Source organism: Poseidonocella sp. HB161398, assembly GCF_005870025.1.
GTDB lineage: Bacteria > Pseudomonadota > Alphaproteobacteria > Rhodobacterales > Rhodobacteraceae > Mangrovicoccus.
Map to the genome: position 1 here is coordinate 1 of NZ_VATA01000178.1, position 2,658 is coordinate 2,658.

Annotated in this window: 3 protein-coding genes and 1 pseudogene; all 4 read left to right on the plus strand. The window is 69.8% G+C overall.

Annotation, left to right across the window (positions count from 1 at the left end):
- Window positions 1–238, plus strand: a pseudogene (locus FGX59_RS36430) (hypothetical protein); the annotation flags it as partial.
- The gene (locus FGX59_RS36435) at window positions 225–1,187 is read left to right on the plus strand and encodes an alcohol dehydrogenase catalytic domain-containing protein (RefSeq protein ID WP_138473426.1); all 963 of its coding nucleotides are present in this window, start codon (window positions 225–227) and stop codon (window positions 1,185–1,187) included. The pseudogene FGX59_RS36430 and the gene FGX59_RS36435, both read left to right, overlap by 14 nt.
- Window positions 1,188–1,334: 147 nt before the next feature.
- Window positions 1,335–1,778: a hypothetical protein gene (locus FGX59_RS36440; protein WP_138473427.1), complete on the plus strand. Its 444-nt coding sequence runs from the start codon at window positions 1,335–1,337 to the stop codon at window positions 1,776–1,778.
- A gap of 28 nt (window positions 1,779–1,806) precedes the next feature.
- Window positions 1,807–2,658 (plus strand): MFS transporter (locus FGX59_RS36445; protein WP_138473428.1); only part of this gene is annotated, 852 nt, incomplete at its 3' end.

A 2,658-nucleotide genomic window follows, 5' to 3' on the forward strand; every position in this document is an offset into this window, starting at 1 on the left:
CGCCGCCTTCACCGATGCCGAGGAACGTGCGGTCGGGCTGCAGGACGTGGTGCCCTTCCTGCTGTCCTCGCGGCTGGCGGAGCTCGGCGCGGAGATGGCGCCCGGTCCCGACTGGACCGACACGACAGCCGTCGACGGCCGTCTGGTGACCGGACAGAACCCGCAATCGGCGCGCAGCACGGGCCGGAAGCTGGCGGACCTGGCCAAGGCGGCGGCGTCTGGCGATGCGCGGGACTGAACCGCCATCGCACCACCGGGCCTGGACCTGGCAAAGCGGCCGGGACCCCCATGGCCTGGCCCTGGCCGAGCGGCCCGTTGCGCCGCCTCGCCCGGGCGAGGTGCTGGTGCGCAACGCGGTGATCGGCCTCAACCCGGTCGACTGGAAGGTGCTGGGCAGCGACACGTGGCGGCCCGGCAAGGTGCCGGGCTGCGACGGCGCGGGCATCGTGATCGCCGCAGGCGCGGATGTTCCCGGGGCATGGCTGGGACAGAGGGTGGCCTATCACACCTGGCTCGGCGGACGGGGAAGCTTTGCCGAGACCACGCCGGTCGCGGCGCGCGCGCTGCTGCCGGTTCCCGCCGCGCTGGATCTGGAGGTCGCCGCTTCGGTGCCCTGTCCCGGCCTGACCGCCTGGCTGGCGCTCGGCAAGCTGCCGGCCCAGCCGGGCATCCTGCTGGTCGCCGGTGCGGGCGGCGGGGTCGGAACCTATCTGGTGCCGCTGGCGATCCGGGCAGGCTGGAAGGTCACGGCGCAGTGCCACCCCCGCCATCATGACCGCCTGGTTGCGCAGGGAGCCGCGGTCCTGCCCTGGAACGCCGAGCTGCCGCGAGCAGCCTATGGCGCGGCGATCGACCTGCGCGGGCCCGAGGCAGCGGCGGGCCTTTTCCCGCATCTGCGGGCCAACGGGCATCTCGTCTGCATCCAGGGCCGCGTTGGCGGCTGGGGCGGCGAGGCCTTCGCGCGGTGCATCTCCCTGCACGAAGTCGCCCTCGGGGCGCTGCATGTTCACGGCGATGCACGCGACTGGCATGCATTGCGCCGTGCGGCTGCCGGGATCTTCGATGACCTCGTGACAGCCCGGCTGGCGCCCGAGCCTGCCCTGGCCAGAGACTTCGAATGCCTGCCCGCCCACCTTCAGGCGCTGAAGGATCGCGACTTTTCCGGCAAGGCCCTGATCAGGGTATGAGACATGCACGGCCTCTGGAGCCCGGCATGCCTCGGGGCATCGCCCCGAGGCTGTTCCGCGGCCCGGGTGCGAATGCCCGAAAACGACGGGAAACGCGGCGACAGCCGTACAAGTATCCATCTGCAAATGCCTTTGGCGAATAACTTCATGACACAAATGCACTTCTTCCTTCCGCTTCTGATGCTGACGGCTCCCGGCACCGCCGTCGCGGCGCACGACTACCTGCTCCGGACGCCGGATATCGCCGTCGTCGAAAGGACTTTGAACCTGACCGCGGCGCGGAGGCATCCCGACAAGGTAGGCCCCGATCTGACCGGCATCCTGCCGGGCGGCGACCGCGTCGAGGTCGACCTGCACCACGACGGCACCCTGGACAGGATCGAGGCGTCCCGTCACGGCACCATGCCCCTGGGCGAGGTGATGCCGCCGTTACGCAGCGATGTGGCCGAGATGATCTACGCCACCACCGCGCTGACGGCCGGAACCCGGCTGGGGGAAATGGAGCTCGGCGACGAGATCGCGCTTGAAGCTCCGGGCTTCACGGCAGAGTTCACGGCGGACGGACACCTGAAGGAATGGACGCGCGACTGACCCCCCGCGCCTGCGGAAAGACGGCACCATGACAGACACCTCTCCCTCGCGCTGGCTACCAGCGCATTTGCGCCGCGTCTTTGCCGGGCTGCTGGTGGCCATGGCGCTGGCCGCGCTCGACCAGAGCATCGTGAACACCGCCCTGCCCCGCATGGCCTCGGACCTTGGCGGACTGTCGCATCTCAGCTGGGTGGTCACGGCCTTCATGCTGGCCAATACCGTCTCCACCCCGATTTACGGCAAGATGTCGGACATGTTCGGCCGCCGTCCCTTCCTCCTCGGCGCGGTGGCGCTCTTCCTGATCATGTCCATGCTCTGCGGGCTCGCGCAGACCATGGGGCAGCTCATCGCCTTCCGCTTCGTGCAGGGGATCGGCGCAGGGGGCATCATGACGCTCTCCCAGACCGTGGTGAGCGACCTGGTCACGCCGCGCGAAAGGGTCCGGTACCAAGGGCTCTTCTCGGGCGCTTTCGCCTTCTCAAGCCTCGCCGGACCGCTTCTCGGCGGGGCGCTGACCACGCTCCTGTCCTGGAGATGGGTGTTCTACATCAACCTGCCGCTGGGCGCCCTGGCGCTGGCCCTTCTGTGGACGGCGCTCCCGCCCTCTCCGCCCCGGCGCAGGCACCGCATCGACTATGCCGGGGCGCTGCTCTTGGTGATCGGGGCCTCCGCGCTCCTGCTGCTCTTCAGCCTGGGCGGGTCGCTCTTCGCCTGGGGCTCGGCGGCCAGCTGCGGGCTGGGCGCAGTGGCGCTCGTCGCGCTGGCCGGGTTCCTCTTCGTTGAAACCCGCGCGGCGGAACCCGTCATCAACCTCGCGCTCTTCCGCATCGGCAGCTTTGCCACCGGCATCCTGACCATGTCCTGCATGGGCTTCGCGATG

What these genes read in the sequence shown, in the direction of transcription:
- FGX59_RS36435 (WP_138473426.1), top strand. Translation starts at nt 225, where the DNA reads ATGCGCGGGACTGAACCGCCATCGCACCACCGGGCCTGGACCTGGCAA.
- FGX59_RS36440 (WP_138473427.1), top strand. Translation starts at nt 1,335, where the DNA reads ATGACACAAATGCACTTCTTCCTTCCGCTTCTGATGCTGACGGCTCCC.